Source organism: Rhizobium anhuiense, assembly GCF_003985145.1.
GTDB lineage: Bacteria > Pseudomonadota > Alphaproteobacteria > Rhizobiales > Rhizobiaceae > Rhizobium > Rhizobium anhuiense.
In genome coordinates this window covers 698,259-723,391 of sequence record NZ_ML133522.1, presented here as the reverse complement: position 1 = coordinate 723,391, position 25,133 = coordinate 698,259, and the positions used below count along the sequence as shown (strand labels likewise).

Sequence of the window (25,133 nt, the reverse complement as noted above, 5' to 3'; positions counted from 1 at the left end):
TGCGAAGATCGCTACCCGGCCGGATCGCACCAGACGCAACGCTCCGACAAAAGATCGTTCCGCGATAGGCTTCTCAGCCGCGCCGCGCCGCCTCGATCGCTGCGATGTCGATCTTCTTCATGGTCATCATCGCGTCAAAAGCACGCTTTGCCTGGCCACCGCCTGCCGAGAGCGCTTCGGAGAGGACGCGCGGCGTGATCTGCCAGGACACCCCCCATTTGTCTTTGCACCAGCCGCACGCACTTTCCTGGCCGCCATTGCCGACGATGGCGTTCCAGTAGCGATCGGTTTCCTCCTGATCGTCGGTCGCGATCTGAAAGGAGAAGGCCTCGTTGTGTTTGATCGCGGGACCGCCGTTCAACCCGATGCAGGGAATCCCCGCAACGGTGAACTCGACAACCAGCACATCTCCCTGCTTACCCTCGGGATAATCTCCCGGTGCACGGATAACGGCGTCCACGGTACTGTCGGGAAAAGTCGCAGCATAGAAGCGGGCGGCAGCCTCGGCATCCTTGTCGTACCATACGCAGATCGTGTTCTTTGCCATTGTGTGCTCTCTCGCTCCTCGTTTCGCATTTCCAACTGAAATAAGAGGCAAGCCGTCTTTCTCCAGCCCACGGCAGCGATTTCCCGCGGGCAACTGCCGAGCGCTGCTAAAATGGTCGAAGTACCCGCTTCGGCCGACAGCAGAAGACGTGGCACATATGGATCGGAGCAGTTGCGGTCATTATTGATCTGTCGCATCACTTGGCCGCTGAACCAGCCTTTTGGCATTCTTTTAGGACAACACAAGTGATTTACCTGCTTCGCCACGGCGAGACCATTTGGAACACCTTGGGTCGGTTCCAGGGCCAAAAAGATTCACCACTTACAGCGCGCGGTATCGAACAGGCCGAACAAATGGCGAAGCTTTTGAAGAAGGAAATTGCAGGCAGTGAGCGATCGTTCCAGCTTCACGTCAGCCCTCTCGGCAGAACGCAGGAGACTGCGACTCGCATCGAACGGGTATTGCCGCTGGCCGCTCGTCCGGAATCGCGGCTCATGGAGGTGACCGTCGGTTCTTGGGACGGCATGACCAAGTTCGAGATCGACAACGAGTTTCCAGGAATGCTGGACAGATCCGACGCTTTTGATTGGTATTTCAGATCTCCAGACGGGGAGAGCTTCGATGCCGCCTGTGCGCGAGCAAAGAACTGGATCTCAGGCATATATGAACCGACAATTGCGATTTCTCACGGGCTGTTTGGCCGATTGGTACGTGGCGTATATTCCGGCCTTTCGAAGCGGGAAATGCTGGAATTGCCCGTTCCCCAAGATGGGTTTTTTCGTCTTTGCGACGGTGAGTTCAGTCTGGTAAGCGCGTCGGCCGATACTTAGCACCACGACATTCATAAAAACAAAGACCTGCGACCGTCGCATGAATCAAATTCTAAACGACGCGCTTTTTCTGTCTTCGACACAAAACTCGTGTCAGACTGGGCGAGCTACGCATACGTCTGCACGACGATCGAAAGGCTCGAAGCCATGCACAAGTTTACTGTCACCATCACCCGGGAGATCGAGGCCGACACCGCCGAGGAGGCCGCCCTGCTCCTCTATCAGGAACTGTCGAGGGGACCGGTCCCCGATCGCTACGCGGTCACCCACGAGACGAACGCCACCACGGAGGTGAAGCTGGACCGCGAAAAGGCCGATGAATTCGCCAGCATCGATCACACCGCCGACCCAGGCAATTGGTAAGCATCACGTGACCTGCCAGAGATCCGGCTTTGCGCCGCGAGCGCAAGTGCGGTAGTTGCGGGTCCCCTTCTCCGGCGCGAATGCTGGCTGTAAATAGCCGTTCGGCCGGAATATCGAGAGCCAAGGAAAGACCGTGATCTCACCAATCAAAATAGCCGTCGCCGGCGCGAGGGGCCGCATGGGTCGTGCCATCCTGCCGCTGCTGGCGGCCGATCCGGCTTTTGCGTTCGTCGGCGGCATTGGCCGTGCAGGCTCCGCTGGCGCGGGGCTGATCGACCGTTCGGCCGCGATCGGAGCGGCCGACGTGATTCTGGATTTCACGACGGGAAGCGCTGCGGCCGAACTTGCCGGCTTGTGCGCAGCGGCTGGCGGGCCGGCGCTGGTGATCGGTGCGACGGGTTTTGAACCGGATGAACTGGAACGGATCGCCGAGGCCGCCCGCACGATTCCGATCCTGCGCTCTGGCAATTTCTCCATCGGAGTCAACATGCTGATCGGCCTGGTCGCCCAAGCCGCCCGCGCCCTTCCCGCGCATGAGTGGGATATCGAAATCCTCGAAGCCCATCACAACAGGAAGATCGACGCGCCCTCCGGCACGGCGCTGATGCTTGGTGAAGCAGCCGCCGAGGGCCGCGGCGTTTCCCTCGCATCCGTCGAGCGGCGCGGCCGTGACGGCATCACCGGCGAGCGGCCGCCCGGCGAGATCGGCTTCGCCGTGTTGCGCGCCGGCGGGATGGTCGGAGAACACAGCGTGATGTTTGCCGCCGCCGAGGAAGTCGTGACGCTCTCGCATTCGGCTCTCGATCGCGGCATGTTCGCCCGCGGCGCGCTTGCCGCCGCCCGCTGGATCGCAGGACGCGCACCCGGCGAATACGGCATGAGGGATGTTCTGGGGCTGGCGTGAATAAGGGAAACAAGCTCACAGCATATCGAGGATTGCCGAAGCGACGACCACTTCGGTTCCGGCCAGTCCCACTGAGCAAAACAGCGTCGTATCCTCAGGTGATCTCCGCCCCGTCGCTTTCCCGGCAATGATATCGGCAAGGTCGACCATGCGACTGTCGTTGCCCGAGCCGGCAAGGAAAAACGGCGACGCATAGGCGCGCGTCTGCTCCGGAGAATCCGTCGCGATCACGGCTGCCGCATCGGCGATATCCAGGCCGAGTTCGTATCCCCGATGCGTTTTCGGGCCGACGGTGTTGACGTGCGCACCGGGCTTCAAATCCCCAGCATGAACGATAGGCGTTTGGCTCGTTGTCGCGCAGATGACGATATCGGCATCATCGACGGCTTCGATGGCGCTGCCGGCAACCTCCACCTCAATATCCAAGGCGTGCTGCATCTCGCTTGCGAAAGCCGTACGCTTTTCCTCGTCGCGGCTATAGACGCGGGCGCGATCCAGTTTTCGAACCGCGGCGGCTGCGGCAAGCTGGGTTCGCGCTTGCGCTCCGCTGCCGAGTATCCCCACGGTTCTGGCATCCGGCGCGCTGAGGTGACGGATGGCGAGACCTCCGATCGCACCGGTCCTGAGATTGCCGAGACGCTCTCCGAGAACGATACCTTTGAGCCTGGCGTCGTCAGCCGACCATACAGCGACGATCTGCGAATGCTCCACCCCCTCGAATGTTTCATAGACCCGAAAGCCCGCGAGCGGTTTGTCGCCGAGGATGCCGCCGACGGTGAAGACGAGATCGCCGCGATCGGCAAACGAGACATGATGCCGGGGCGGAGAGATCAGCCGATTGCCGGCTCTCGCGAGAAAAGCGGTCTCGAGCGCATCGATCGCGACCGTCATCAACGCGCCGTCGACCAGATCTTCGTCTCTCAGGATTTTCGCCATCCCCAAACCTCCGGTTCATGCCGGCACCCTGCAACCCCAACCCCGCTTGAGGTCAATAGGTCAGCAAACCGATATGCGCGGGAGACTTAATCGACCAGACGGCGCGCCATCATGACGTCGTCGATCTCCCTGCCCTCCTCCAGAACCCCGCCGGGAATCCTGCCGATTTCGGAGAAGCCTTCCCGCTGATAGAACCGTATTGCCGCCGGGTTCTCAGCGCTGACGAAGAGTTCCAGCTGCAGGATGCCGATATCGCGCGCGTGATCGGCAACCGCACTGAGCAGCCTGCTGGCAAGGCCCGTTCCGCGCAGGCTCCTTCTGACATAGACCATGATGATCGTTGCGCGATGGGCCATCTTGCTCGACCGCTGGCGAAGCAGGCCGGTTATGCCGACGGGTTCATCGTCCTGAAACGCGATGAAAACCGGCTCGTTCAGGCGATTGCGCCATTCCTCGAGAGAAAGAACCTCCCAGTCTTCGTAGCGGCTTGCAAAGAGGGACGGTTCGGTGCGAAGCGCTTCCAGACGGATGCGCCGGAAAGCCTCCACCTCGTCTGCCCTGATATGCCTGATCGCTGTACCGCTTCCATCCATCGGAACCTCCTTCGAGATGAGAGGTACAGTCAATACAGATGGGCTCAGCCGATGCAACCGGCGTTGAAAGCTTCATGCCCCAGCCTGTGGCGATCGTCTCAAGCGCCGATCACTGCGCCGGACTCCTCAGCCGGCCGCCCTTCCGGACGGCCGGTTCACGGGGTGGGTCGACCACTGTTTGATCGGTTGGGGGCGCGGCCGGTTCGCCGGTTGGGCCGACCGCTGGTTTATCGGTTGGCCCGTCGACAGGCTGCCTCGTCGACCGGACGATCAACGGATCGGCTGGCTGGACGGCGGATTGATCGGTTGTCGGCCCGTTCACCGGTTCCCCGGTTGGCCCGGCGGCCGATTGTTCGGTTGGTTCGCCCGCTGCCTCATCAGTTGGCTTGTCGATCTTGAACGATACAACTTCATGGATGATGACGAGAAGAACTATCCCGACCAACGTGCATGTCAGCGCGTAGAGAAGGAAATATTTCAGTGCATATCCCTCGCTAGTTGGCAGCACCAACTTGACAATGGTGCAAACGATATTTCCGCATTATTGAACGATACTTGAGACGAAGGCAATCATTTTCAAGCATAGCCATGAAATTTCAAAAATGGACAGAACGGAATAGAGTAAGTATTGTAGATATTTAGGAAGCCCTCTCTGGATGCTCAATTTATCTTGAGCCTCGGCAAGGACGAGAAAGTACTCTGGATCCCAAGCCCGGGTCTCCTGGGCGAAGACAGAGCTGGCGATATGGGCTAAATTGCATAGCGCCGGCAGCCTGCCTTCGGGGGCGGTCCCTCCAGGATCGGCGGCGGCAGGGGGAACTTATGTCGGCAATTGCATCTCTGTTTCAGGAAGCCGCCCGGCTTGCTGCGGGGTTCCGGCAGGCAGGGCCCGCCCGCCATGTGCCTGCCCACGATTACGCAGCCTCGCTTGCCTGCTTCGACGAACCGCTGCCGGCAGCCGGTTGCGATATGCTCAATGTCATCAGGCAGTTGGCGAGTGACGCCGAACCCGGGCTGCACGCAACCACGGGCCCGCGCTTCTTCGGCTGGGTCATCGGCGGCTCCCATCCGGTCGGCGTCGCGGCCGATTTCCTCACCAGCGCCTGGGGCCAGAACGCCGGAAACCATGCCGCCGCGCCGGCCGCAGCCGCAGTCGAGACCATCGCGGCGAGATGGCTCCTCGATCTCCTGAAGCTGCCGGCCGAAAGCTCGGTCGGCTTTGTCACCGGGGCGACAGTGGCGAACTTCACCTGCCTTGCCGCCGCCCGCGGCGAGGTGCTGCGCCGGACGGGCTGGGATGCCGATGCGAGCGGCCTGTTCGGCGCGCCTGAGATCACCGTGCTGATCGGCGACGACGCCCATACGACGGTCTTCTCCGCACTGCAATTTCTCGGCCTCGGGCACGATCGCGTGTTGCGCGTGCGCACCGATCCAGTAGGCCGGATAGACCCGGTCGCGCTGACCGGCACACTCGATACCGTCTCCGGTCCCCTCATCGCCATTCTCCAGGCGGGGCAGATCAATACTGGCGCCTTCGACGATTTCGCCGCCATCATCCCGCTGTTGAAGGCGAAAGGCGCCTGGGTGCATGTCGACGGCGCCTTCGGCCTCTGGGCGCAGACGTCGGTGAAAACCAGCCACCTCAGCCGCGGCATCGAAGCGGCCGACAGCTGGGCGACCGACGGCCACAAATGGCTGCAGACGCCCTATGATTGCGGCTATGCGATCGTCCGCGACGAACTCGCCCATCGCCGCGCCATGACGATCGCTGCAAGCTATCTGCCGCTCGCTGGCGAAGGCGAGCGCGATCCTTCCCATTACGTGCCGGAGCTTTCGCGAAGGGCGCGCGGCTTCGCCACTTGGGCGATGCTGAAACATCTCGGCCGCGAGGGTGTGGCGGCCCTCATCGACCAGTGCTGCGCCTCGGCGCGGCTGATCGCCGATCGGCTCGCACGCGAGCCCGGCATCGCCATTCTGAACGAGGTCGCCCTGAACCAGCTCGTCATCCGCTTCGGCACCGACCTGCCCTCCGAAGAAGGCGACACACTGACGCGAAAGACCATCGAAAAGATCAAGGCGGACGGCATGATCTTCGCAGGCGGCGCCAAATGGCGCGGCCGCGACATCCTGCGTCTCTCCGTCACCAATTTCCAGACGACATCAGATCAGGCGCAACTCGCCGCAGAAAGCATCGTCGCCGCCTTCAAGAGTGTCAGCTGAGGGTGATGCGTCAACTCCCTTGGTTCGCCCGCGCACAGAATGGTGCTGTCGCCGGCCGCGCATCCCAAATGAAACTGTCCGCGAGAAGCCCCGGCCATTAACGCAAATGTGGAATAGTTCCTGTCGCAAGAATGAAGCTCATGACAGGCACCGCGGGTTCCAGTATTTCCAGGCGATCAAACGAGATCGGTCCAGTCTTATCGGAAACGAAAACCATGTTTAAGAATCGCCTTGCTTCATTATTCATTGCCGCCCTTCTGCCTGTTTCGGTTCACGCAGCCGATTGTCCGTCTGCTGACACCGCCGCCAAGGGTTTTGTGCTGGAAAATACCGGCGCACGGAGCGAATTCCACAAGGCGGAAGGGCAGATCGTCAAGACTGTCAATCATTTCGGCGGCTCACAGCAGCAGACGGTGTTTTCCTTTGCAGGTCTCTTCGATCTGGCCCGCTTCAGCAAAAACGAACAATATGCGATGCACCCGCTCTCCGATCTGAGCCGCATCGTTCCGCTGAAGAAAGGCGCTCGAACCAACGTTGCTTTCTTACCGCTTGGCCCGGACGAGCGGGCGGATACGCGCTGGAGCCTGGAATTGACCGTTGCCGGACAGGAGAGCTTCAGTCTCGGCGAATGCAAATACAAGGTGTTCAGGATCAAGCAAGTGACCAAGAGAGGCGACGAGCAGGTCGACATCTTGAGCGTGCTCTATTCGCCTGACCTCCAGGCCACGTTGGCGAAGGTCTATGACGAGGGCACGGCCGACGAGTACACGGTCCGCTACGACAGGATCCAATCCCTGACGCACTGATGCTACCGAGCGTCAGTTAATGGCACACTTCTTCTCTTCCAGGTTGAGGTGCGACAGCTCGTCTTCTCATTGTCACAGGCTGCGCTTATAGCTCCCCGCCCGTTCCGATCGCGCAAGGAGGAAGAGCCATGAAAGCCAATGATGTCGCCGCGCATTGGGAGAGCAATGCCGAGACCTGGACGATCTATTCCAGGGCGGGCTACGACAAGTATCGCGATGCGCTGAACACGCCGACCTTTCTGGAGATGCTGCCGTCGGTCGGCGGCCTGAGAGGTCTCGACCTCGGCTGCGGCGAAGGCTCCAATACCCGCGCGGTCGCCCGGCTCGGCGCCCGCGTGACCGGCCTCGACATCGCCCCGACCTTCATTCGTTATGCCCGCGAGAGCGAGGCAGACGCGCCGCTCGGCATCGACTATGTGCTCGGCGACGGCCAGAGCATCGATTTCCGGGAAGCGAGCTTCGATTTCGTCACCGCCTTCATGTCGATGATGGACATGGCTGATCAGCGCGAGGTGCTGAAGGGCATCCACCGCATTCTGAAGCCCGGCGGCTTCCTGCAGTTTTCGATCCTGCATCCCTGCTTCGTGCCGCCGACGCGCCGTAATATCCGCAATGAGGCCGGCGAGCCCGTCGCGGTAGAGATCGCCGACTATTTCGACGAGAGCGACGGCCGGATCGACCGTTGGATCTTTTCCTCGATACCGCAAGCGGAACGGGCGGCGCTGACGCCGTTTTCCGTTCCGCGCTTTCACCGCACGCTGTCGACCTGGGTGTCGATGAATCGTCGAAGCCGGGCTTACGATCGAGGCCTTCGGCGAGCCGATGGCCTCAGCCGTAGTGGCGCAGGCCTTACCCGTCGTCGCCGACACCCGCGTCGCGCCGATCTTCCTGCATATCAGAGCACGCAAGGCATAGGACCTGTTTTCCCGCCGCGATTGAGGTTTGGAACCGCTTTATCGTCGCACGGCAACCACCGAACTGGCGCGATAGCGCGACAGCTGCACCCGGTTGGATTGGTTGCCGCCGAAGAGATAGACATATTGCCGGCGCTGGTCGATGTGATCGAACAGGCTGACATGAAAGCGCCGGCCGGTGCGGATCACCACGACATCCCCACGCCTGGCGGAGCGGACGCCGACCGGCTTGCCGAACTTCTTCCAGGACGCCGCCATGTTGGGGTTGGGCGGCGGCTCCCTTGAAGATCGTTTGGCGACAAAGGCCAGGAACGCCCCGCACCACGATACCCTGCGCGGATTGATGCTAAGGAAGGAGATGGAGCGTTCATGCATGCTTTTGTACTTGGACGCCGTGCCGAGCATATCCGCCTCACAGGGCACGGCAAGCGCCGTGAGGACGATGACGAGAATAACCTTCATAGTTACCCACCATTGTTTGTATTATGCTGAAATTCCAAAATGTGGCGAAGAATAAAACAGGCGCAGCAACGTAGATGCGAATTATGGCGTGAATTAGAAACAACTAATACTGGCATTTTGGCGGCGGGAATTTGTCCGAAGAGAGGCACGGATCGGCGCTGACCAGCCTCTCGTTGCGGCCGAACGCGACGATCGAAGAACTCGTAGAACCCTTATTTTGCAGGCTCGAAAGGCTGACATAGGCCGTCCGGGCCAGGTGTATGCAGAGAAGGTGGACCGCGCCCGCAAGTGCTTGAGCGGCAAGACCATTCACCAAGAGTTGACGATCCTGCACGGCCTTGGGCCATCACCTATACGAGCTATATTTGAGACGGCCATCAGTAATACTTAGACGTCACCGGCAATACATTGCGCCCGCCCTATTCAACAGCGAAAATCGGTGGTCAGCCCCCGCCGATTGCGAACATGCGCGACCTTGGGATAACGGACCGGCGGCGCGGCGTATCAACCGTGTGGTTGTACCGGTTCGGGCTGCCCTGTGATCGGGGCAGGAGCAGCGATGAGCGCCTTGGTGACGAGGAGCGCAGCGGCGATCACAGGGACGACCACCCAGTACGAAAAGCGGATACCGAAGTGTTCGGCAACGAAACCGAGCAATGGCGGCCCAGCGAAAAACACGAGAAAGGTCGTCTGCCCGAGCGCTGCAACGCTGACCGATGCGGGTCGGTCCGTGCGCCGGGCCGCGGCCGAGATGGCAAGCGGATAGACCGACGAGCAGCCGATCCCCGTCAGGCCAAAGCCCGCGAGGGCGACGACAGGCTGTGCCGCCGTCGCAACCAAGACAAGGCCGATGGCCGCGATCCCGAGGAGGGTTATTGCGACGGGGCGTGGATTGAAGCGGTCAATCACAGAGTCCATGCCGAGCCGTCCGATGGCGATGAACGAGGAGAAAATGGCCACGCTGAGCCCGCCGACAAATGGTTCGACCGCAAATACGTCGCGCATATAGATCGCCGACCAATCGACGCTCGCGCCCTCGGCGAGAAGCGGAGCAGCGCCTATGAGGCAAAGGGGAAGCAGCCCGATCGTGGGAAAAGCGACGAGCGGAGCATCGCCGGGGTGAGCGTCATGCCGCCGGGGCGCATTCTCGATCCCGGAGAAAACGATCGACCCGGCAATCAAGACCGTCACGAGGACGATGAAGCTATGCAGTTCGATGGAGACTGCGGCCTGCCGCATACCGGCGGCAACAAGGGCGGTGATGCAGAATCCGAGGCTCCACATGCCGTGAGCCCGGCTCATGATGCGGTAGCCGAGCAGCGCCTCATGGCGATCGGTTTCGAGATTGGCGTTGATCTCGAATGCGCCGGCGAAAATGCCGGCAACAAAGAATAATGGCATCGCCAGGGAAACTGCAGGCATCCAGGGGATCAGCGCATAAAACAACGTCACACCGAAGACGGTGACGAAGGCCGTTGTGCGCGCACCAAGCCTCTCGATGAGCCTCGCCGAGAACGTCAACCCGCAGAGAACCCCGAGGGACATGATGGCGAGCAAAAGGCCCAGCTCTCCTTCGCTCAGGCTAAACTTGAGCTGAATGTCGGGCAGCCGCGAAAGAAACGCCCCCACGGAAAGGGCCACGGCAAACTGAATGAAGAAAATACGATGGTGCGGCTTCATCTCGGGGCTCTGCTCCGATTGGCGGGATTGAAGTCCAACTATCCCCCGTGGGATAGCCGGACATTCCGACGAAATGGCGACTGGCTCGGAAACCCGCGGCTTCAGCATCGTCGACCACCATGCTGACAGCCCCTGTCAGCATGGCGGCGCCACCGCCGATTGAAGGAGGACGTGTCGCTTCTTGCCGACGGACAGCCGGATGACGCCGTCCTGGACATCGGAGTGACCAAGCTGCATTGCCTCGTCGTTTACGCTGCCGCCGTTCACCCGCACACCGCCGCCGGCGATCAATCGACGTGCTTCGCTTTTCGACTTGGCGAGCCCGGCAATGACCATCGCATCAGCGAGCGGAAAGGTGCTGCGAAGGCTATCCGGGAACCTGACGGTCGGGAGGCCGACCGGCACCTCACCTTCTTCGAAGGTACGCCGGGAGGTTTCGGAAGCTTGCGCTGCCGCATCCGTCCCGTGGCACAGGCTGGTGATCTCGTCGGCAAGTATCTTTTTCGCTTCGTTGATCTCGGAATCCCGAAGCACGTCAAGGCGGGCAATTTCACTTAACGGCAACTCGGTGAACAGCCTGAGAAAACGACCCACATCGGCATCTCCGGTGTTTCTCCAGAATTGCCAGAATTCATAGGTCGACAACCGGTCGGCGTTGAGCCAGACCGCCCCCGAAACGCTTTTGCCCATCTTCGCGCCCGACGATGTCGTCAGCAGCGGAGCGGTCAATCCAAACAAGGCGCGTCCACCGATCCGCCGCCCAAATTCGACGCCGCTGACGATGTTGCCCCATTGGTCGGAACCACCAAGCTGAAGCAGGCAGCCGCGGCTTTCTGCGAGCACATGAAAGTCGTAGGCCTGCATGACCATGTAGTTGAATTCCAGCAATGACAGCGATTGCTCCCGCTCCAACCGTTGGCGCACGCTCTCCGATGTCAGCATCCGGTTGACTGAAAAATGCGGTCCAACATCGCGCAGGAAGTCGAGGTAGTTGAGCCTGCCCAACCAATCGGCATTGTTGACCATCACCGCATCGGCCGGGCCATCCCCGAAAGCGAGGAACCGCTCGAAGACACGCCGGATGCCGAGCAGGTTTTTCATGATCTGCTCTTCGCTGAGAAGGGGGCGTGACGTGTCGCGCAAACTCGGATCGCCCAGCCGACTTGTCGCACCACCCAGCAACGCGATGGGTTTGTTACCAGTCTTCTGGAACCAGCGGAGCATCATGATCGGAATGAGATGCCCGACATGCAGGCTGTCGGCGGTGAGATCGAAGCCGTTATAGGCTGTGCCGGCTCCCGAACAAAGCCAGCTGTCGAGTGCTTCCAAGTCGGTACATTGATGCAGGAAACCGCGCTCGGTCAGGGTGCGGAGAAAGTCGGATCGGGGTCCGGTGGGCTGAGAGGATCGTGTCACGGGGGTCTCCATTGGGGCCGATGAGGCCGGAGACCTTCTGTTGACACGCGTGCCGCCGACCATGCGGCGTCTCGGGTGTCAGGAATATGACCTTGCGCCGCTCTCTATGGGAGCAGCGTATAATAGAAGCTCGAAAGGTTCAGGGTGCAGGTCATGGATCCTTATTACCATGCGACTGCGCAATCGCAAGAGGCGACCGCCGAAGTCCAAGCCGATCGTGCGCCCCACCCCTCTCCCGCTCACGCCGCCGCCCCTCACAAAAAATTCGCACACGCATCAATTTACTTGCCGTTCTGCAATGCGGCATATGTTTGTGTTCATAGGCAAGGGGCATAAGCGGGGAACCATGGCGTCGACGCATATAGACAATACGGGTGAAGGTGCCGGCCGGAAGGGCTTTGCCGGACTGGTCGTCGGCGCGATCGGCGTCGTCTATGGCGATATCGGTACCAGCCCGCTCTATGCCCTTCGTGAGGCGCTGAGGCCTTTTGCCGCCGATGGCGTACACGAGGCCGAGGTCATCGGTCTCATTTCGCTGATGATCTGGACGCTGACGGTCATCGTGACCTTCAAATATGTGCTCTTCCTTCTCAGGGCGGACAATGACGGTGAAGGCGGCACGCTTTCGCTTCTCGCCCTGCTGATGAAGAAGATGGGGCGAAACGTGCCGGTGCTCTTCTTCGCAGGCCTGATCGGAGCGGCGCTCTTCATCGGCGATGCGATGATCACGCCGGCCCTGTCCGTCATGTCGGCGCTCGAAGGCCTGAAGCTGGTCACGCCGGCCTTTGCCGAATACGTCCCGCTCGCGTCGGCTGCGATCATGATCGTTCTCTTTGCCGTCCAGTCCCGGGGAACGGCCGCCGTCTCGATGTTTTTCGGGCCGATCACGGTCTTGTGGTTTCTGGCCATGGCAGCGGGCGGCCTGATCCATATCGGCGACGACTGGAGGATTCTCGAAGCGCTCAATCCGATCAACGCGCTGTCGTTCCTCGCCCATGCCGGCACCGTCGGCCTCATTGTGCTTGGCGCCGTCTTTCTGACGGTGACGGGCGCCGAGGCGCTCTATGCTGATCTCGGGCATTTCGGGCGCCGCCCGATCCAGATGGCGTGGTTCGTGCTCGTCTTTCCGGCATTGCTCTTGAACTATCTCGGCCAGGGCGCGCTGGTTCTCTCCCATCCCCACGCAGCCACCAATCCGTTCTTTCTGATGTATCCCGATTGGGCCTTGCTGCCGGTGGTTCTGCTGGCAACGATGGCAACGATCATCGCCAGCCAAGCGGTGATAACGGGCGCATTTTCACTGGCCCGCTCGGCGGTTCACCTCGGCTTCCTGCCGAGGCTGCGCATCAAGTTCACATCGGAGACCAACACCGGCCAGATCTACGTGCCGAGCGTCAATCTTCTCCTGCTGGTCGGCGTCTTGATGCTGATCTTTTCCTTCGGCGATTCCGAGTCGCTGGCGACGGCCTATGGCATCTCGGTGACCGGAACCATGGTCATCTCGACCATGCTGGTCTTCCAGTTCCTTCGGGCCGTCTGGGGCTACTCCCTCGTGGTTGCCGCCCTCCTGCTGCTGCCGCTCTTCTTCATCGAAGTCATGTTCCTGGCGGCCAACCTGCTGAAGATCCATGATGGCGGCTGGGTTCCGGTCGCCCTTGCGCTGGCGATCATGATCCTGATGTGGACATGGACCCGAGGACAGGCCTATCTGAAGCGACTGCGGGCCAACAACGAGATCCCGCTCGATTCCTTCATCCGGTCAATCGAGCGAAAGTCGGACCATTCGCCGGTCACCGTTCCAGGAACGGCCGTCTTCCTGACCAGCGTCCCGGATCGCACGCCGAATGTTCTGCTCCACAATCTCAAGCACAACCACGTGCTCCATGAACAGAACGTTATCCTGACCGTCTGGACCGAAGACGAACCTTACGTCCCCGACAGCAGGCGCATCAAGCTCAGCCAGCTCTCGCCACGCTTCGTACGTCTCGATATCACCTTCGGCTTCATGGACGACCCCGACGTTACCCGGGCACTGGCGCTCTGCCGCGAGGGCGGCTTCAAGTTCGAAATCATGAAGACCTCCTTCTATCTCGGCCGCAGGAACCTCGTCAGAACGCCGAACACCGGGCTGCCCGCTTGGCAGGAGCGCATATTCATGGCGCTGGAGGGCTTGGCGATCGACCCCTCCGACTATTTCAACCTGCCGTCAAACCGCGTCGTCGAACTCGGTGAGCAGATTGCCATTTAGAACATGATGCCGAAGGCCGGGGTGTCGCGACTGGGACAGGAGAGATGGAAGCGAGGCAAGAGTGGCTCCCGTCGCAAGCGTCACGGCATGAGGCGCGAAATCATGCCTTGGCCGAGATCGCGCTCAATTCCTCCAGATCGAGATCCCGTTCCAGCTCCCGCAACGTCTCGTCATCGATTTCGCCGGCGCGATGGAGGCGGATGAGTTCCCGGCGTCCCGTTGCAACCGCTTCGAGAATGACGTCGAAATGCGCATGCAGCACCGGTATGTAATGCTCGGTTCTCTCGGCATAGTCGACGATCGACGTCGCCCGGCGCTGGTAGCGCTCCAGCAATTGCGGATGGATGAGTTTCCCCTCGGCGTCATATGCCAGGCTCTGGACGGTCCCGAACTGCGCCTGGGCCATGGCGGCTTCGGCCTGGCTCATCGTCAGGCGCGCTCTTTCCGAATCCGGCTCCACCAGCCGCGCCCAGGCGATCACTCGCCCCAATGTCGTGCCCTGTATGAGCACGGTTCCGAGAATGACGGCGAACGATGTGACGAGGATGAAGTCACGACCTGCGAACCCTTCGGGCAGGCTCAGCGCCAGGGCAAGCGTGACCACCCCGCGCACGCCCGCCCAGCTCAGAACCGTCGCACCACCGGCGCCGAGCGGTCGGGCGCGCGTGAACCCCAGGACAGCACAGAACCTGAGAACGAAATCGGAGGCGAAGACCCAGGCAAAACGCGCGATCACGAGCGTGACGAGGATCGCCAGCATCGGCAGTCCCATTGTCGCGATCACAGTGGTAAAACCGCCGCCGCGTTCGACGACATCCCTGAGCGACAGCCCGATCAAGATGAACACCGCAGCTTCCATCAGGAAGATCATCACCGTCCAGAACGAGGTGCCGCGCATGCGCATTGCGGCTGAAAGCACTGTGTGCTGGTGCCAGCTCATGATCAGCCCCGCCGTAACGGTGGCGATGACGCCGGAAACATGCAGCTGCTCTCCGAGCAGATAGGCAATCCAGCCGAGCAGCACCGAGGCTGCAATGATGAGATATTCGTCGCCGAGACGCCGGACGAGTTTGAACCACGCCGTTCCCACAACGATGCCGACGATGGCGCCGCCGAGCGCCAGCACGAAGAAATTGCCGATCACCTCCCCCGTGCTGAAGGCTCCGGTTGCAGCGGCGGCAACGGCAAAACGGAAAAGAACCAGGCCACTCGCATCGTTGAGCAAGCTCTCGCCTTCGAGCAGAATCTGAAGCCGCCGCGGCAGCCTGACGCGCTCCAGTACGGCGCGCGCCGAAACCGCGTCCGGCGGCGCGACGATCGCGCCGAGTGCCGCGCAGGCAGCCCAGGGAAGTGAGGGAAAGAGGAGATGGGCGACAACGGCGACGACGGCACAGGTGAAGAGCACCGCACCGACGGCAAGTGAAGCGATGCCGATCACATGACGCCGCAACCGCGCGAGCGCGATCGACCAGGCGCCGTCCATCAACAGCGGCGGCAGGAAGATGACCAGAACCAGTCCGGGGTCGACTGATATCGCCGGCAGTCCCGGCGCAAAGGCCAGCAAGGCGCCACCGGTCAACAGCGCGACGGACGGCGGCAGCCCGAGCCTGTGGGCGGCATAGTGCAGCGCGATGATCGCGAGAAACATCACGATAACGAGCTCGAATAAGTGGGTTGGTTCCATCTGCCTCTGCCCCTGCTCAGCAACGGATGTCGGATGCCTGACGCAAAGAGTTACAGCGACCTCGCGCGTCTGAAAAGACGCACCGCGCTGTAAAGCCGCCGAACCGGGAAAACCGCTTCGCCCCAGAGGCGACCGGCGATAATGCCCGCCTTGTGCCATAGCTGGTTGGAGTCGGTACTGCCATAAGGCTTGTCGGCATAGCCCGAGCCGGTCAACCACGCGATCGAGACATAGACGTGACCCCTGGCGTCACCGGAGTTGACGGCCACATTGGCAAGGTTTGCCCTGCACGGCAGGCATTTGATGTCGATGATCGCTTGCCGTCGATCATTGCCGGGATTTAATTGGAATTTCCTGCGCATCCTCCTTACACCCTGAGTCTTGAGGCAAAGGACGATATATGAAGAGACGGACCCTTGTGCTTGGAGGTGCGGCGATCGTTGCATCGTCCGTCGCGGCGGTAGCGATCTGGCCCCGGCGGCATATCACGGTCGCCGCCAGGACATTCGACTGGAAGGGGACGGATTTCCTGAGCGGCGGCACCAAATCGGTCGCCTTGGAAAAGCTGCCCGTCCCGCTCTTCCGCAGCCGTCCGAATTGCGTCGTCACCGTCGCTCAGACTCTTGGCCCCTGCCACGTCAACAATATTCCCGTCCGTCAGGACGTCTCGGAAGGAAAGGCTGGACTGCCCTTGCGGTTGGCCGTCCGGATCGTCCATGCAGCCGATTGCCGGCCGGTCGAGAATGCCGATATCGAAATCTGGCATACGGATCACCGCGGCATCTATTCCGGCCGCGAGGCTGCGAAGATGTGTACACTTGGCGATGCCGAGGCGATCAGCGGGCTCGCCTTTCGCGGTCGCCAGCTGACGGATGCACAGGGGCAGGCAGGCTTCCTGACGGCCTATCCCGGATGGTACCAGGGCCGCACACCCCATGTTCATTGCCGAATCCTCGTCGACGGCAAGGAGCTTCTCGTCAGCCAGATCTATTTCGACGATGCGCTGAGCGACATCATCTATGGCGAGCATCCGGACTATATTGGACGCCCGGCCCGCGATACGCGCAATGACGACGACGGCATCATCCCTGAGGACGCCGCCGATCACATATTCGATTTCGAGAAGCTCGATGGCGGCGTGCTCTCCGCCACCATCACGATCGGCCTCTCTGCCTGAACGCAGGTAACGCCGGAAATGCATGGCCGGAGCTGTAGATTGCCATCCGCGAGGGCCTGTATTGCAACTTCACTAAGACAAGATACAAAATCTTCGCGTCAATCGGGATATCTGTGCTTCCCCGGTTCAGACCAGCGTGTTGAGCGATGGAGGATGAGGATGCGAGGCTTTGGGTTTGTTGCGCTCTTCAATCTCGGAGCCATGCTGGCAGCCGGGCCGACCAGTGCCTGTATCGATATTGCCCCCATGGACCTTCACGATGTTTCATATGCAGACGTCGTGGTCGTTGGTCGCGTGACGAAATACACGTTGGTTCTCGACCCCGAGGCGAGGAAACGACATCAGGAATTCCTTGCCCACAGTAGTGGCAAAGTCCGGGAGCTTCTCGGGAAGGCGAACAGTTTTATGACTGACTATGCGCGCTTGGAGATAGCGGTCGAGGAAGTTCTGCGTGGCACGGCGCCTCATACCCTCACCGTCACCTGGGATAACACTGCATTCAGCGAGACTATGCCGCCTACCTCCTACCTTATAGCCTTGCGCAGTTCAGGCTCACCGCTACCGCCACTTCGAGGTGCCACCGCCACTATTCTTCCGGACCCGGATCCGGCTTCCCTGTCTGTCCTGCGGGCGCCGTGTTCCGCTCCGTTCTTTTTCGAAAGCACCAGCAGTGATGCAGATATTGTTCGGCAGATATTGAACTCAGGGTCCAAATGAATCTTTTGAGGGGATGACGACCTTGCTGGAACCCGAGATCCCCCTGGATGGCGGCAACGTCAATGCCGCCGTCGTGCGCGTCGGCTGCCATTTCGAGCACTGGCGGCGCGAGGCAGACGCTTTCGCTCTTAATCTGATAGAACTGGGACGGGCGTTATGACCGCCACCTATATACCCGCATACCATTCATAACCGCGATCTTCCCAAAAGCCGCCATTGCCGCCGTAAAGCTGGCCGAGATCGGCGACGGCTTCGATGCCGGTCAGGTATTTTGCCTGCTTGTAGCCGAGCTGGCGCTCGACCCGGAGCCGGAGCGGCGCGCCGTGGGCGACTTCGAGATCGCGGCCGTTCATGGTGTGGGCGAGGATGGTCTGGGGATGAAACGCGTCGACGAGATCGATGCTTTCGTAATACCAGCCGCTGCCGTCGAGCGTCTTTTCGTATTCGTCGGCGCAGTGGAACACAATGTAGCGGGCTTCGGGTTTCAGACCGGCTGCCTGTAGCAGCGCGCCGAGCGGCACGCCGGTCCATTTGCCGATGGCGCTCCAGCCCTCGACGCAGTCGTGCCGGGTGATCTGTGTACGGGCCGGCAGGGCTTTCAACTCCGCCAGCGACAGTTGCATCGGCTTGTCGACCAGCCCGCCGACCTCGAGCCGCCAGCTTGAAAACCGCTGGTTCATCCACTCGATATAGCGAGCATTGTCGGGCATGCTCGTGCCGTTGGCGCGAAAGGTCGGCGAGATATCGGCTTCCGTGAACTCGCGGGCGAGCGCGTCGTCGCCAAGCAGGAAGCGCTGGGTCTTCATGCTGAGGCCTTCGGCGATCTTGAGCACCGATTTCGTCCGATCGCTTTCGCCGAGTGCATCGCAGCCGGCAAGCCCCAGCGCCGACGCCGTCATGGTCGCGCCGATCAGGAAGCGGCGTCTGGTAATGATGCGGCTCATGATTTCCCTCCCTGGCCGATGTCGTAATAACCGGTGATCATCGAGCGCAGATTGTTGAACACGCCCGAGACCAGCACCATCGCCACATGCACCGCGACGAAGGCGACAAGCGAGAAAGCAGTCAGAAAATGCAGCGTCCGCGCCGATTGCCGGCCACCGAACAGGTCGAGCAGCCAGGGCGCGACCGCATTGAAGCCCGGCGACATGGTTAGACCGGTTGCAACCATCAGCGGCAGCAGCACGAAGATCACCGCGATATAGGCGAGTTTCTGCAGCGTGTTGTAGTGGCGTGCCTCAGGCCCCTTGGGAAAGCGCAGCCGGGCGTGATTGACGATCTCATGGCCGAGATGCGAAGGCTTCAGCTCCTGGGGCGCCGGCAACAAATCGCGGCGGAAATGCCGGCTGATAAAGCCATAGGCGAGGTAGATGAAGCCGTTGATGACGAACAGCCAGGCAAAAAAGAAATGCCAGCGCCGGCCCGTCGCCAGGTCCCGGTAGCTCGGCATGGTCAGCCAGCTCGGAAAACCTTGCACAGAAGCCTCGCCGTCGACATTCGAAACCCCGAGAACGCCCGTCGTGTCGAAGGTCAATCCGCCCAGGCGTGTCACCCCTTTCAACGCATCGCCTTCCTGCTCCGCTTCCATGGAAATGAAGGACGGATCGTCATCAGCGCCATACTGGCCCCAATAGAGCGCCGGGTGGGCGTTGAATATCTGCAGGCCGCTGAACAGCAGCACCGTCATGCACAGCACGTTTACCCAGTGCGACAGGCGCACCAGCAGGCCATGGCGGTAGAAGAGCGTTCCTCCGCTCGCCATGCCGGCATCGGTCGTGGCCATCGTAGGTCCTCCGGATCGACTTGAAAGGTCTTCTCGAAAAGACGCGGCCGCGGGCAAAATAGTTTCAGCGGCCGCGATCCACTATTACTTCATCGCGTCGCAGGCCTTCATCATCGTGTCCTTCTTCATAGAGTCCTTCTCCATGCCGGCATTGTGCATGCAGTCGGCCTTGGTGCTGCCGGTCGCCATGTTGTCCTGCTTCATCGCGTCCTTCGACATCGTATCCTTCGACATGGCGTCCTTAGACATCGCGTCGGTCTTCATGCTGTCTTTCTTCATGGCATCGCTGCTTTGAGCGCTGGCGGCGCCGGCAAGCGACAGGCCGATAACGAAGGTGCAGGCGGCAAGGGTGGAAAGGATCTTGGTCATGAGGGTCTCCTCGGATCGATTGATGTGTCCGCGGCACCCGCCGACGGCTCACAGTGCTGAATTCGATCTTCTTGCGAAGGCAGTTACAGCCTCACGCTTATGTGATAGCGCTGGCCCGTCAGGAGATTTTCGAATCCGCCTGTAACCAAAGCGTCATCCACGCGAATGACATTGCAGACGACATGACGAACGCCCATTCGGAACAAGCCCTGAAGATGCTGATGCTTCTGTCCCTCGACGGGGACGAGGCTGCCTATCGGCGTCTGCTCGGCACGTTGCGACCCCTGCTCGTCGGCTACTACGGCGGGCGTATTGGCACCGCGGCGAAGTCCGACACGGAAGATCTCGTGCAGGAGACGTTGCTGGCGCTGCATGCGCGCCGGGCGACCTATGACAGGGAGCGGCCGTTTACCGCGTGGTTCTTCTCGATTGCCCGCTACAAGCTGATCGACCATCACCGAAAACATGGCGGTCGCTACAAGTCGGAAATGGAGCTTAACGAGGAGATCGAAGGCGACTTCAGGGAGGATGCGATTGCAGCGCGCATGGATGTCGAGCGGCTGTTGAACGGCCTGCCGCAGCACCAGCAGGAACTGATCCGTCAGGTCAAGCTCGAAGGGCAGTCGGTGGCCGATACGGCAAGCCGCACCGGACAGTCGGAATCGGCGGTCAAGGTCGGTGTTCACAGAGGCATCAAGGCGCTGGCGGCAAGATTGCGAGGTGGGACGTGAGAGAAACTGAGGACGTGATCGACATCCTTGTCAGAGATCTGAAGCCGGTACCGAGACATGCGCTGGAACGCCGTTTCGTGCTCGCCGTCCTGCCTGCTTTGGCAGTCTCGCTGCTGCTGATGCTTGTTGTCGTCGGCCTTCGCACAGACATGACGCAGGCGCTGACGCTGCCGGTTTTCTGGATCAAATCCGGCTATAATGCCCTGCTCGCAATCGCCGCCTTCGCCGCCGTTTACCGCCTCTCCCGGCCGGATGGCTCGGAAGGCCGCTTTTTCGGCATTGGCGCTGCAATCGTGCTGGCTCTGGCCGCCATGGCGGTCATCCAGCTCGCTTTGTCGCCGGCATCAAGCTATCCCGTGCTGGTGCTCGGCTCCTCCGCCCTGCATTGCCCGCTGCTGATCCTTGCCTTTGCCATGCCCATCCTGATCGCCAATACATGGGTGCTACGCGGCGCCGCACCAAGCAAGCTTGGGATGACAGGCTTCGTCGCCGGCATTGCAGCAGGCGCATCCGGCGCCTGGGTCTATTCCTGGTTCTGCACCGAAAACGGCCTGCCCTTCGTCGTCCTCTGGTATTCGCTCGGCATCCTGTTAACAGGCGCAATCGGCGCCCTCTTCAGTCGTCGCCTTCTGCGCTGGTAGGACCGGCTGTCGGATTCTTGCGCCCCGATACCACGATGCAATAACCAATTTTTCCGTGAAGGAATCGGAGCGGCGCGCACTAATCCTGCATCCGGCATGAAACCAGATGCAGCATTCCTGCGTACTACCCCTCAGGACAGGCAAACGAAGGCAGCGAGGGGTGATGGCATGGTCAGGAAAGAAGGCATAGCACACATTCCCCGGCAAGCCGCCGAACAAGGGCTGGCCAGGCTGATGATGAGGCTGCCCGCGACGCGGGCAACCATCAGAGCAGCCGCGGCGAGCCGCCCCCATCTTTATGAATTGTGCGGCGCCTATGGCGAGGCCTGCGCCGTCCTTGACCGCATGCGCAGGGAAATCTCCGCCGATCCCGCAATCGTCACCGAATACGAGATCATCTGCGCGGAAATCGAAATCGACGTCACCAGGATCCTGTTCAGCGACCGCTGAGACATGCGCTCTCCTCCTCCATCGCCGCGCCTCGGACCGGGCAAGGCGCCGTTTGCTGCCCACATTCCTCTCAGCTCAGCAAGTCATCCACATGGATGGAGATGCTCAGCGTATCCGTGTCGAAATGGTGCGCGGCCCCGTCGGAGATCTTATAGTAAAAAGTCTCGCTCACCTCACCGCTAAGCCCGGCAAGCTTCGTCGCGTCGACCGTGTAGCTATAGTCACCATGATCGTCGACATGGATGGTGCCGTATTGGCCGGTCAGCGTCAGACCGTTCTTGTTGACCAACTCGCCGTCAAAGCGGCGAAGCAGCAGGATCCCATTGGCCGAGCTGTCATTTTCGAGGAGATTGCCATGATGGGCGTCCGCGTCGGCCGAGATTTTCAGGCTGTCATGGGTTGCGACGATCGTCGGGGTTGCGTCCGCATGCGTTGCATCTCCCGCAACGTGACTATCAAGAATCGCAAGCTGGGCCTCTTCGAGCGTCGTGTTGTTGCTGACCGGAAAGGTGTTCGCGGCGATGATGGCCGGGGATATGCTGTAGGGCGTGACATCGCTGGCGATGACATTGTCATGAAAAGAGCCGGATGCAGGCCTGTCGACCTTCAGCGCCGCCTGCGACAGGTCGTCGAAGACATTGCCGTAGATCTCGATACCTTCGCGAACGTAACTGGTGGTGCCGGCAGAGCTGACCGCCACGCCCCATACGCCGTCATGGATATAGTTGCCTGAGATATCGTAGTCCCGCGTATTGCCCTGGTCCCCGAGACCGATGGCATAGGACCAGCTGTACCCGCCATAGCCTGAAATATCATTGTCGTGGATGGCGATATTCGTGCCCGCTTGGGCGCTGATCCCGAAGCCGCCACCAATCAGCGTATTATCCTCGACCACGGCATTCACCGGCCGGATGAGCGCAATGACGCCCTTCGGCGTCGCGGCGCCCGTCTGGTCGAGGTAATTGCCGCTGATCACGATATTGCTGCTGTCGTTCATCTGTACGGCATCTGCCGCGGTGCCGTGGGCGTTGGTGACGGTGTTGTTGAGAAAATTGACGCCGTTGACCTTCTCGATCCAGACGCCGTCACCGTTCACGCCGGTGATCGTGCTGTTTTCGATGGTGATGTTCGAGCCGGTCCTGAACGTGACGGAGCCGGACTTGGTGGAGCTTCCGGTATTTTCCACCTCGACATTGCGGACGGTCCAGTTCGAAACATAGCCGCCATAGATGGCCGCGCCTGCTGTCTCGGAGATCTTGAGGTTCTCGATGACGATATTCGACGCATAGAGGCTGTGAATGCCGTCGCCGGGGCTATGGATAACCGGCGCGTCGCCGACCCCATAGCTGCCGATGGTGATCGGGGCGCTAGCGGTGCCGGAATATTTCAGGTCGAGTTGGTCGTTGAACACGCTTCCGGCGGCGAGCAGCACGCTGTCGCCCGGCTGCAGCTTCAAGTTTTCCACCGCCCAGAACGATGCAAACGGCGTGTCCACGCTCGTTCCATTGTTGCCGTTGGAGCCTATCGCTGGATTCACATAATAGATTGCCATATCGCCTTGTTCTCGAATTGCCGCGCAGCCGTCTGCATCGGCTGCAACGCGTGGATCGGATGCGGTCGGGGTTAAAGGCCATCAAGAGGGCCTTCGATATTGCCTTCACGGCGGTTGGCAGACCCTGTGGGCGGCCTGCCTTGGTCCCGAGAAACGCCTGGCGGTGGCGGTATATTAAAGACTACAACTTATAAGAAAATAATCTACAGAACAACGACCGAAAGGTGAATGAACCGTATCGCAGCTCGCGACCAATGGTCACCGGCGCTGACAGTGAACACCCTTTTGCAGGCTTTCCGGTGCATTTGAATGCAGCTGCGGTTCATTATGAGACACCGCGACGTTCCGCGGGCAAGGACGAGGTCCGCATCCTGGAAGGCGCTGCCTCCGCCGATGCACGACCGGGTTGCAGCTGCGGCGAAGGTTGTGCCCGTTCCGTCGTTGCCTGAATCCGATCCCGTGGCAACGAACAGCCGGCAAAAACTTACGGTTGAGCTTGAAAAAACGCGTCCGCGCCCCGCACGGGGGCTGACGGCTGCTTATGAAATCCCGGAAACTTTCCGGGATTTCTCCTTGTGTCATTGCAGCCTCGCACCCTCAGCCCAGCAAGTTATCCATATGGATGTAGACGGTCAGCGTATCGCCGTCGGTATGGTGCGAGTTTCCGTCGTTGATCCCGTAGCTGAAGGACTCGCTCACATGGCCGTCATGGTCGGGAAGCTTCGTTTCATCGAGCGTGTAGGCATAGTTGCCTTCCCGGTCCACGTGGATGACGCCGTAGTCGCCGGTCAGCGTGAGGCCGTGTTTGCCGACGCTTTCGTCGCCGAAGCGGCGCAGAACCAAGGTGTCGTTGTCAGAGCCGTCGTTTTCGAGAAGATTGCCGCGATGGGCCTCGCCCGTATCGCTGAAGATCTTCAAATTGTCATGGACGGCGGCAACCGCCGGATCCGCGGACGCCTCCGTGACTGCGGCAGTCTTGGCAACCGGGCGCGCCAGCACCGTTTCGACATTGGCGACCGTATGGTTGTTGCTGACGGTGAAGGTGTGCGCGTCGACGATGGACGGCGATATGGCGGTGGCCGTGGTGCCGGTCTCGATCGTATTGTTGGTGAAGGAGCCGGAAGCCGGCCTGTCGACCTTCAGCGCCGCCTGCGAGAGGTCGTCGAAGACATTGTCGTGCACCTTGATATTCGTGCGGGTATAGCTGGTGCCGCTGGCGTCGCTGATGGCAACGCCCCATGCGCCGTCATGAATGTGGTTGCCTGAAATATCATAATCCCGCGCATTGCCCTGATCGCCGAGGCCGACGCCGAAGGACCAACTGTAACCGTGAAATCCCGATATGTCGTTGTCGCGAATTGCGACATTCTTGCCGGCCGGCGCGCTGATGCCGAAGCCGCCGCCGGTGAGCACATTGTCCTCGACCACGGCATCGGTGGCCCGCACCAGCGCGATCACGCCCTTGGGGCTATCGGCGTTCGTCTGATCAAGATGGTTGCCCTTGATCAGAATATTGCTGCTGTCGTTCACCTGCACGGCATCGGCGGTCGAGCCGTTCGCGCTGGTCACGGTGTTGTCGAGAAGCTTGACGCCGGCGACCTTTTCGATCCAGAAGCCGTCGCCCTTGACGGCCGTTATCTTGCTGTCTTCGACCGTGACGTTCGTGCTGCTCCGGAAGGTGACGGCGCCGGCATTTTCCGACATGCCTGTCTTGGCGATCTCGACATTGCGGACCGTCCAGTTCGTGACACTGCCGCCATAAATGCCGGCAGTCCCGGTATTCGATATTTTGAGGTTCTCGATGACGATGTTCGAGGCATAGAGACTGTGAATGCCGTCGCCGCCGCTGTGGATGACGGGCGCTGCCCCCGTCCCGTAACTGCCGATCTTGATCGGCGCGCTTTCGGTGCCGGAATATTTGATATCAAACTGCTCGTTGAACACGCTCCCCTTGGCAAGAAGCACGCTGTCGCCCGGTTTCAGTTTCAAGGATTCCACTTTGGACAAAGTCGCAAAAGCCGAGTTCTGGCCCGTTCCGTTGTTGCGGTCGGAGCCAGTCGCTGAGTTCACATAGTAGATTGTCATATCGCCAATGTTGCCCTGTTCGTCG

Annotated in this window: 26 protein-coding genes and 1 pseudogene; 13 read left to right on the top strand and 14 right to left on the bottom strand. The window is 60.6% G+C overall.

Annotated features, from left to right (window positions below):
- Positions 1-73: 73 nt before the first annotated feature.
- Positions 74-547, bottom strand: a complete 474-nt coding sequence (locus EEQ99_RS09625) for a VOC family protein (RefSeq protein WP_097542294.1) — start codon at positions 545-547, stop codon at positions 74-76.
- A gap of 245 nt (positions 548-792) precedes the next feature.
- On the opposite strand from EEQ99_RS09625, the gene EEQ99_RS09620 reads away from it, so the two are divergent.
- The 3 genes from EEQ99_RS09620 (at position 793) to dapB (ending at position 2,644) form a co-directional block, all read left to right on the top strand.
- Entirely contained in the window at positions 793-1,377 is a 585-nt protein-coding gene (locus EEQ99_RS09620; RefSeq protein WP_127430305.1) for a histidine phosphatase family protein, read from the top strand.
- A gap of 147 nt (positions 1,378-1,524) precedes the next feature.
- The gene (locus EEQ99_RS09615) at positions 1,525-1,740 is read left to right on the top strand and encodes a hypothetical protein (protein WP_097542293.1); all 216 of its coding nucleotides are present in this window, start codon (positions 1,525-1,527) and stop codon (positions 1,738-1,740) included.
- A 133-nt stretch (positions 1,741-1,873) separates the two neighbouring features.
- Positions 1,874-2,644 carry a 4-hydroxy-tetrahydrodipicolinate reductase gene (gene dapB, locus EEQ99_RS09610; protein WP_097542292.1) on the top strand — a complete coding sequence of 257 codons (771 nt, stop codon included), beginning with the start codon at positions 1,874-1,876 and terminating at the stop codon, positions 2,642-2,644.
- Between the two features lie 15 nt (positions 2,645-2,659).
- Here dapB and EEQ99_RS09605 read toward each other — a convergent pair whose 3' ends face one another.
- The 3 genes from EEQ99_RS09605 to EEQ99_RS35090 form a co-directional block, all read right to left on the bottom strand.
- Positions 2,660-3,580 (bottom strand): ornithine cyclodeaminase family protein, encoded by a 921-nt coding sequence (locus EEQ99_RS09605; protein ID WP_097542291.1) that lies wholly within the window; start codon positions 3,578-3,580, stop codon positions 2,660-2,662.
- An 86-nt stretch (positions 3,581-3,666) separates the two neighbouring features.
- Positions 3,667-4,173: a GNAT family N-acetyltransferase gene (locus tag EEQ99_RS09600; RefSeq protein WP_127430304.1), complete on the bottom strand. Its 507-nt coding sequence runs from the start codon at positions 4,171-4,173 to the stop codon at positions 3,667-3,669.
- 109 nt (positions 4,174-4,282) lie between these two features.
- Entirely contained in the window at positions 4,283-4,684 is a 402-nt protein-coding gene (locus EEQ99_RS35090; RefSeq protein WP_097542290.1) for a hypothetical protein, read from the bottom strand.
- A 311-nt stretch (positions 4,685-4,995) separates the two neighbouring features.
- On the opposite strand from EEQ99_RS35090, the gene EEQ99_RS09590 reads away from it, so the two are divergent.
- The 3 genes and pseudogenes from EEQ99_RS09590 to EEQ99_RS09580 all read left to right on the top strand — a co-directional run bounded on the left by EEQ99_RS09590 (position 4,996) and on the right by EEQ99_RS09580 (position 8,114).
- On the top strand, positions 4,996-6,393 hold the full coding sequence (locus EEQ99_RS09590) for a pyridoxal phosphate-dependent decarboxylase family protein (RefSeq protein ID WP_097542289.1): 1,398 nt from the start codon (positions 4,996-4,998) through the stop codon (positions 6,391-6,393).
- A gap of 215 nt (positions 6,394-6,608) precedes the next feature.
- Positions 6,609-7,199: a hypothetical protein gene (locus EEQ99_RS09585; protein WP_097542288.1), complete on the top strand. Its 591-nt coding sequence runs from the start codon at positions 6,609-6,611 to the stop codon at positions 7,197-7,199.
- Positions 7,200-7,327: 128 nt separating this feature from the next.
- Positions 7,328-8,114, top strand: a pseudogene (locus tag EEQ99_RS09580) (class I SAM-dependent methyltransferase).
- A 38-nt stretch (positions 8,115-8,152) separates the two neighbouring features.
- On the opposite strand, the gene EEQ99_RS09575 reads toward EEQ99_RS09580, so the two are convergent.
- From EEQ99_RS09575 to tyrS, 3 genes are all read right to left on the bottom strand, one after another.
- A complete protein-coding gene (locus EEQ99_RS09575; protein WP_028758913.1) occupies positions 8,153-8,575 on the bottom strand; it encodes a TIGR02594 family protein in 423 nt (140 codons plus the stop codon).
- Positions 8,576-9,079: 504 nt separating this feature from the next.
- Positions 9,080-10,255 carry an MFS transporter gene (locus EEQ99_RS09565; protein ID WP_097542287.1) on the bottom strand — a complete coding sequence of 392 codons (1,176 nt, stop codon included), beginning with the start codon at positions 10,253-10,255 and terminating at the stop codon, positions 9,080-9,082.
- Positions 10,256-10,390: 135 nt separating this feature from the next.
- On the bottom strand, positions 10,391-11,683 hold the full coding sequence (tyrS, locus tag EEQ99_RS09560) for a tyrosine--tRNA ligase (RefSeq protein ID WP_097542385.1): 1,293 nt from the start codon (positions 11,681-11,683) through the stop codon (positions 10,391-10,393).
- Between the two features lie 334 nt (positions 11,684-12,017).
- Between tyrS and EEQ99_RS09555 the strand changes: the two genes are divergently transcribed.
- Complete coding sequence (locus tag EEQ99_RS09555; RefSeq protein WP_097542286.1) at positions 12,018-13,919, top strand: potassium transporter Kup; 1,902 nt, start codon at positions 12,018-12,020, stop codon at positions 13,917-13,919.
- Between the two features lie 100 nt (positions 13,920-14,019).
- On the opposite strand, the gene EEQ99_RS09550 is transcribed toward EEQ99_RS09555, so the two are convergent.
- Together EEQ99_RS09550 and EEQ99_RS09545 are read right to left on the bottom strand one after the other, a co-directional pair.
- On the bottom strand, positions 14,020-15,603 hold the full coding sequence (locus EEQ99_RS09550) for a Na+/H+ antiporter (protein WP_028827844.1): 1,584 nt from the start codon (positions 15,601-15,603) through the stop codon (positions 14,020-14,022).
- 50 nt (positions 15,604-15,653) lie between these two features.
- Positions 15,654-15,965, bottom strand: a complete 312-nt coding sequence (locus EEQ99_RS09545; RefSeq protein ID WP_097542285.1) for a hypothetical protein — start codon at positions 15,963-15,965, stop codon at positions 15,654-15,656.
- A 38-nt stretch (positions 15,966-16,003) separates the two neighbouring features.
- On the opposite strand from EEQ99_RS09545, the gene EEQ99_RS09540 reads away from it, so the two are divergent.
- The 3 genes from EEQ99_RS09540 (at position 16,004) to EEQ99_RS34515 (ending at position 17,657) form a co-directional block, all read left to right on the top strand.
- Complete coding sequence (locus tag EEQ99_RS09540; protein WP_063475133.1) at positions 16,004-16,780, top strand: dioxygenase family protein; 777 nt, start codon at positions 16,004-16,006, stop codon at positions 16,778-16,780.
- Positions 16,781-16,939: 159 nt separating this feature from the next.
- A complete protein-coding gene (locus EEQ99_RS09535; protein ID WP_028758923.1) occupies positions 16,940-17,497 on the top strand; it encodes a hypothetical protein in 558 nt (185 codons plus the stop codon).
- Between the two features lie 13 nt (positions 17,498-17,510).
- Entirely contained in the window at positions 17,511-17,657 is a 147-nt protein-coding gene (locus EEQ99_RS34515) for a hypothetical protein (RefSeq protein WP_164735913.1), read from the top strand.
- Between the two features lie 7 nt (positions 17,658-17,664).
- Here the strand turns inward: EEQ99_RS34515 and EEQ99_RS09530 are convergent, their stop codons facing one another.
- From EEQ99_RS09530 to EEQ99_RS09520, 3 genes are all read right to left on the bottom strand, one after another.
- A complete protein-coding gene (locus EEQ99_RS09530; protein WP_028758922.1) occupies positions 17,665-18,441 on the bottom strand; it encodes a molybdopterin-binding protein in 777 nt (258 codons plus the stop codon).
- A complete protein-coding gene (locus EEQ99_RS09525) occupies positions 18,438-19,280 on the bottom strand; it encodes a cytochrome b/b6 domain-containing protein (protein ID WP_047614046.1) in 843 nt (280 codons plus the stop codon). The genes EEQ99_RS09530 and EEQ99_RS09525 overlap by 4 nt, the downstream gene beginning before the upstream one ends.
- A gap of 84 nt (positions 19,281-19,364) precedes the next feature.
- Positions 19,365-19,649, bottom strand: a complete 285-nt coding sequence (locus EEQ99_RS09520; protein WP_047610538.1) for a pentapeptide MXKDX repeat protein — start codon at positions 19,647-19,649, stop codon at positions 19,365-19,367.
- A gap of 182 nt (positions 19,650-19,831) precedes the next feature.
- Here EEQ99_RS09520 and EEQ99_RS09515 point away from each other — a divergent pair, with 182 nt between their 5' ends.
- From EEQ99_RS09515 to EEQ99_RS09505, 3 genes are all read left to right on the top strand, one after another.
- A complete protein-coding gene (locus EEQ99_RS09515) occupies positions 19,832-20,380 on the top strand; it encodes a sigma-70 family RNA polymerase sigma factor (protein ID WP_047610540.1) in 549 nt (182 codons plus the stop codon).
- Positions 20,377-21,021, top strand: coding sequence for an NrsF family protein (locus tag EEQ99_RS09510; protein ID WP_047610542.1), 645 nt, complete (start codon positions 20,377-20,379; stop codon positions 21,019-21,021). The genes EEQ99_RS09515 and EEQ99_RS09510 overlap by 4 nt, the downstream gene beginning before the upstream one ends.
- A gap of 168 nt (positions 21,022-21,189) precedes the next feature.
- Complete coding sequence (locus tag EEQ99_RS09505; protein ID WP_047610543.1) at positions 21,190-21,471, top strand: hypothetical protein; 282 nt, start codon at positions 21,190-21,192, stop codon at positions 21,469-21,471.
- A gap of 70 nt (positions 21,472-21,541) precedes the next feature.
- On the opposite strand, the gene EEQ99_RS09500 is transcribed toward EEQ99_RS09505, so the two are convergent.
- The gene (locus tag EEQ99_RS09500) at positions 21,542-23,023 is read right to left on the bottom strand and encodes a right-handed parallel beta-helix repeat-containing protein (protein ID WP_047610545.1); all 1,482 of its coding nucleotides are present in this window, start codon (positions 23,021-23,023) and stop codon (positions 21,542-21,544) included.
- A gap of 597 nt (positions 23,024-23,620) precedes the next feature.
- On the bottom strand, positions 23,621-25,108 hold the full coding sequence (locus tag EEQ99_RS09495; protein WP_127430302.1) for a right-handed parallel beta-helix repeat-containing protein: 1,488 nt from the start codon (positions 25,106-25,108) through the stop codon (positions 23,621-23,623).
- Positions 25,109-25,133 lie beyond the last annotated feature (25 nt).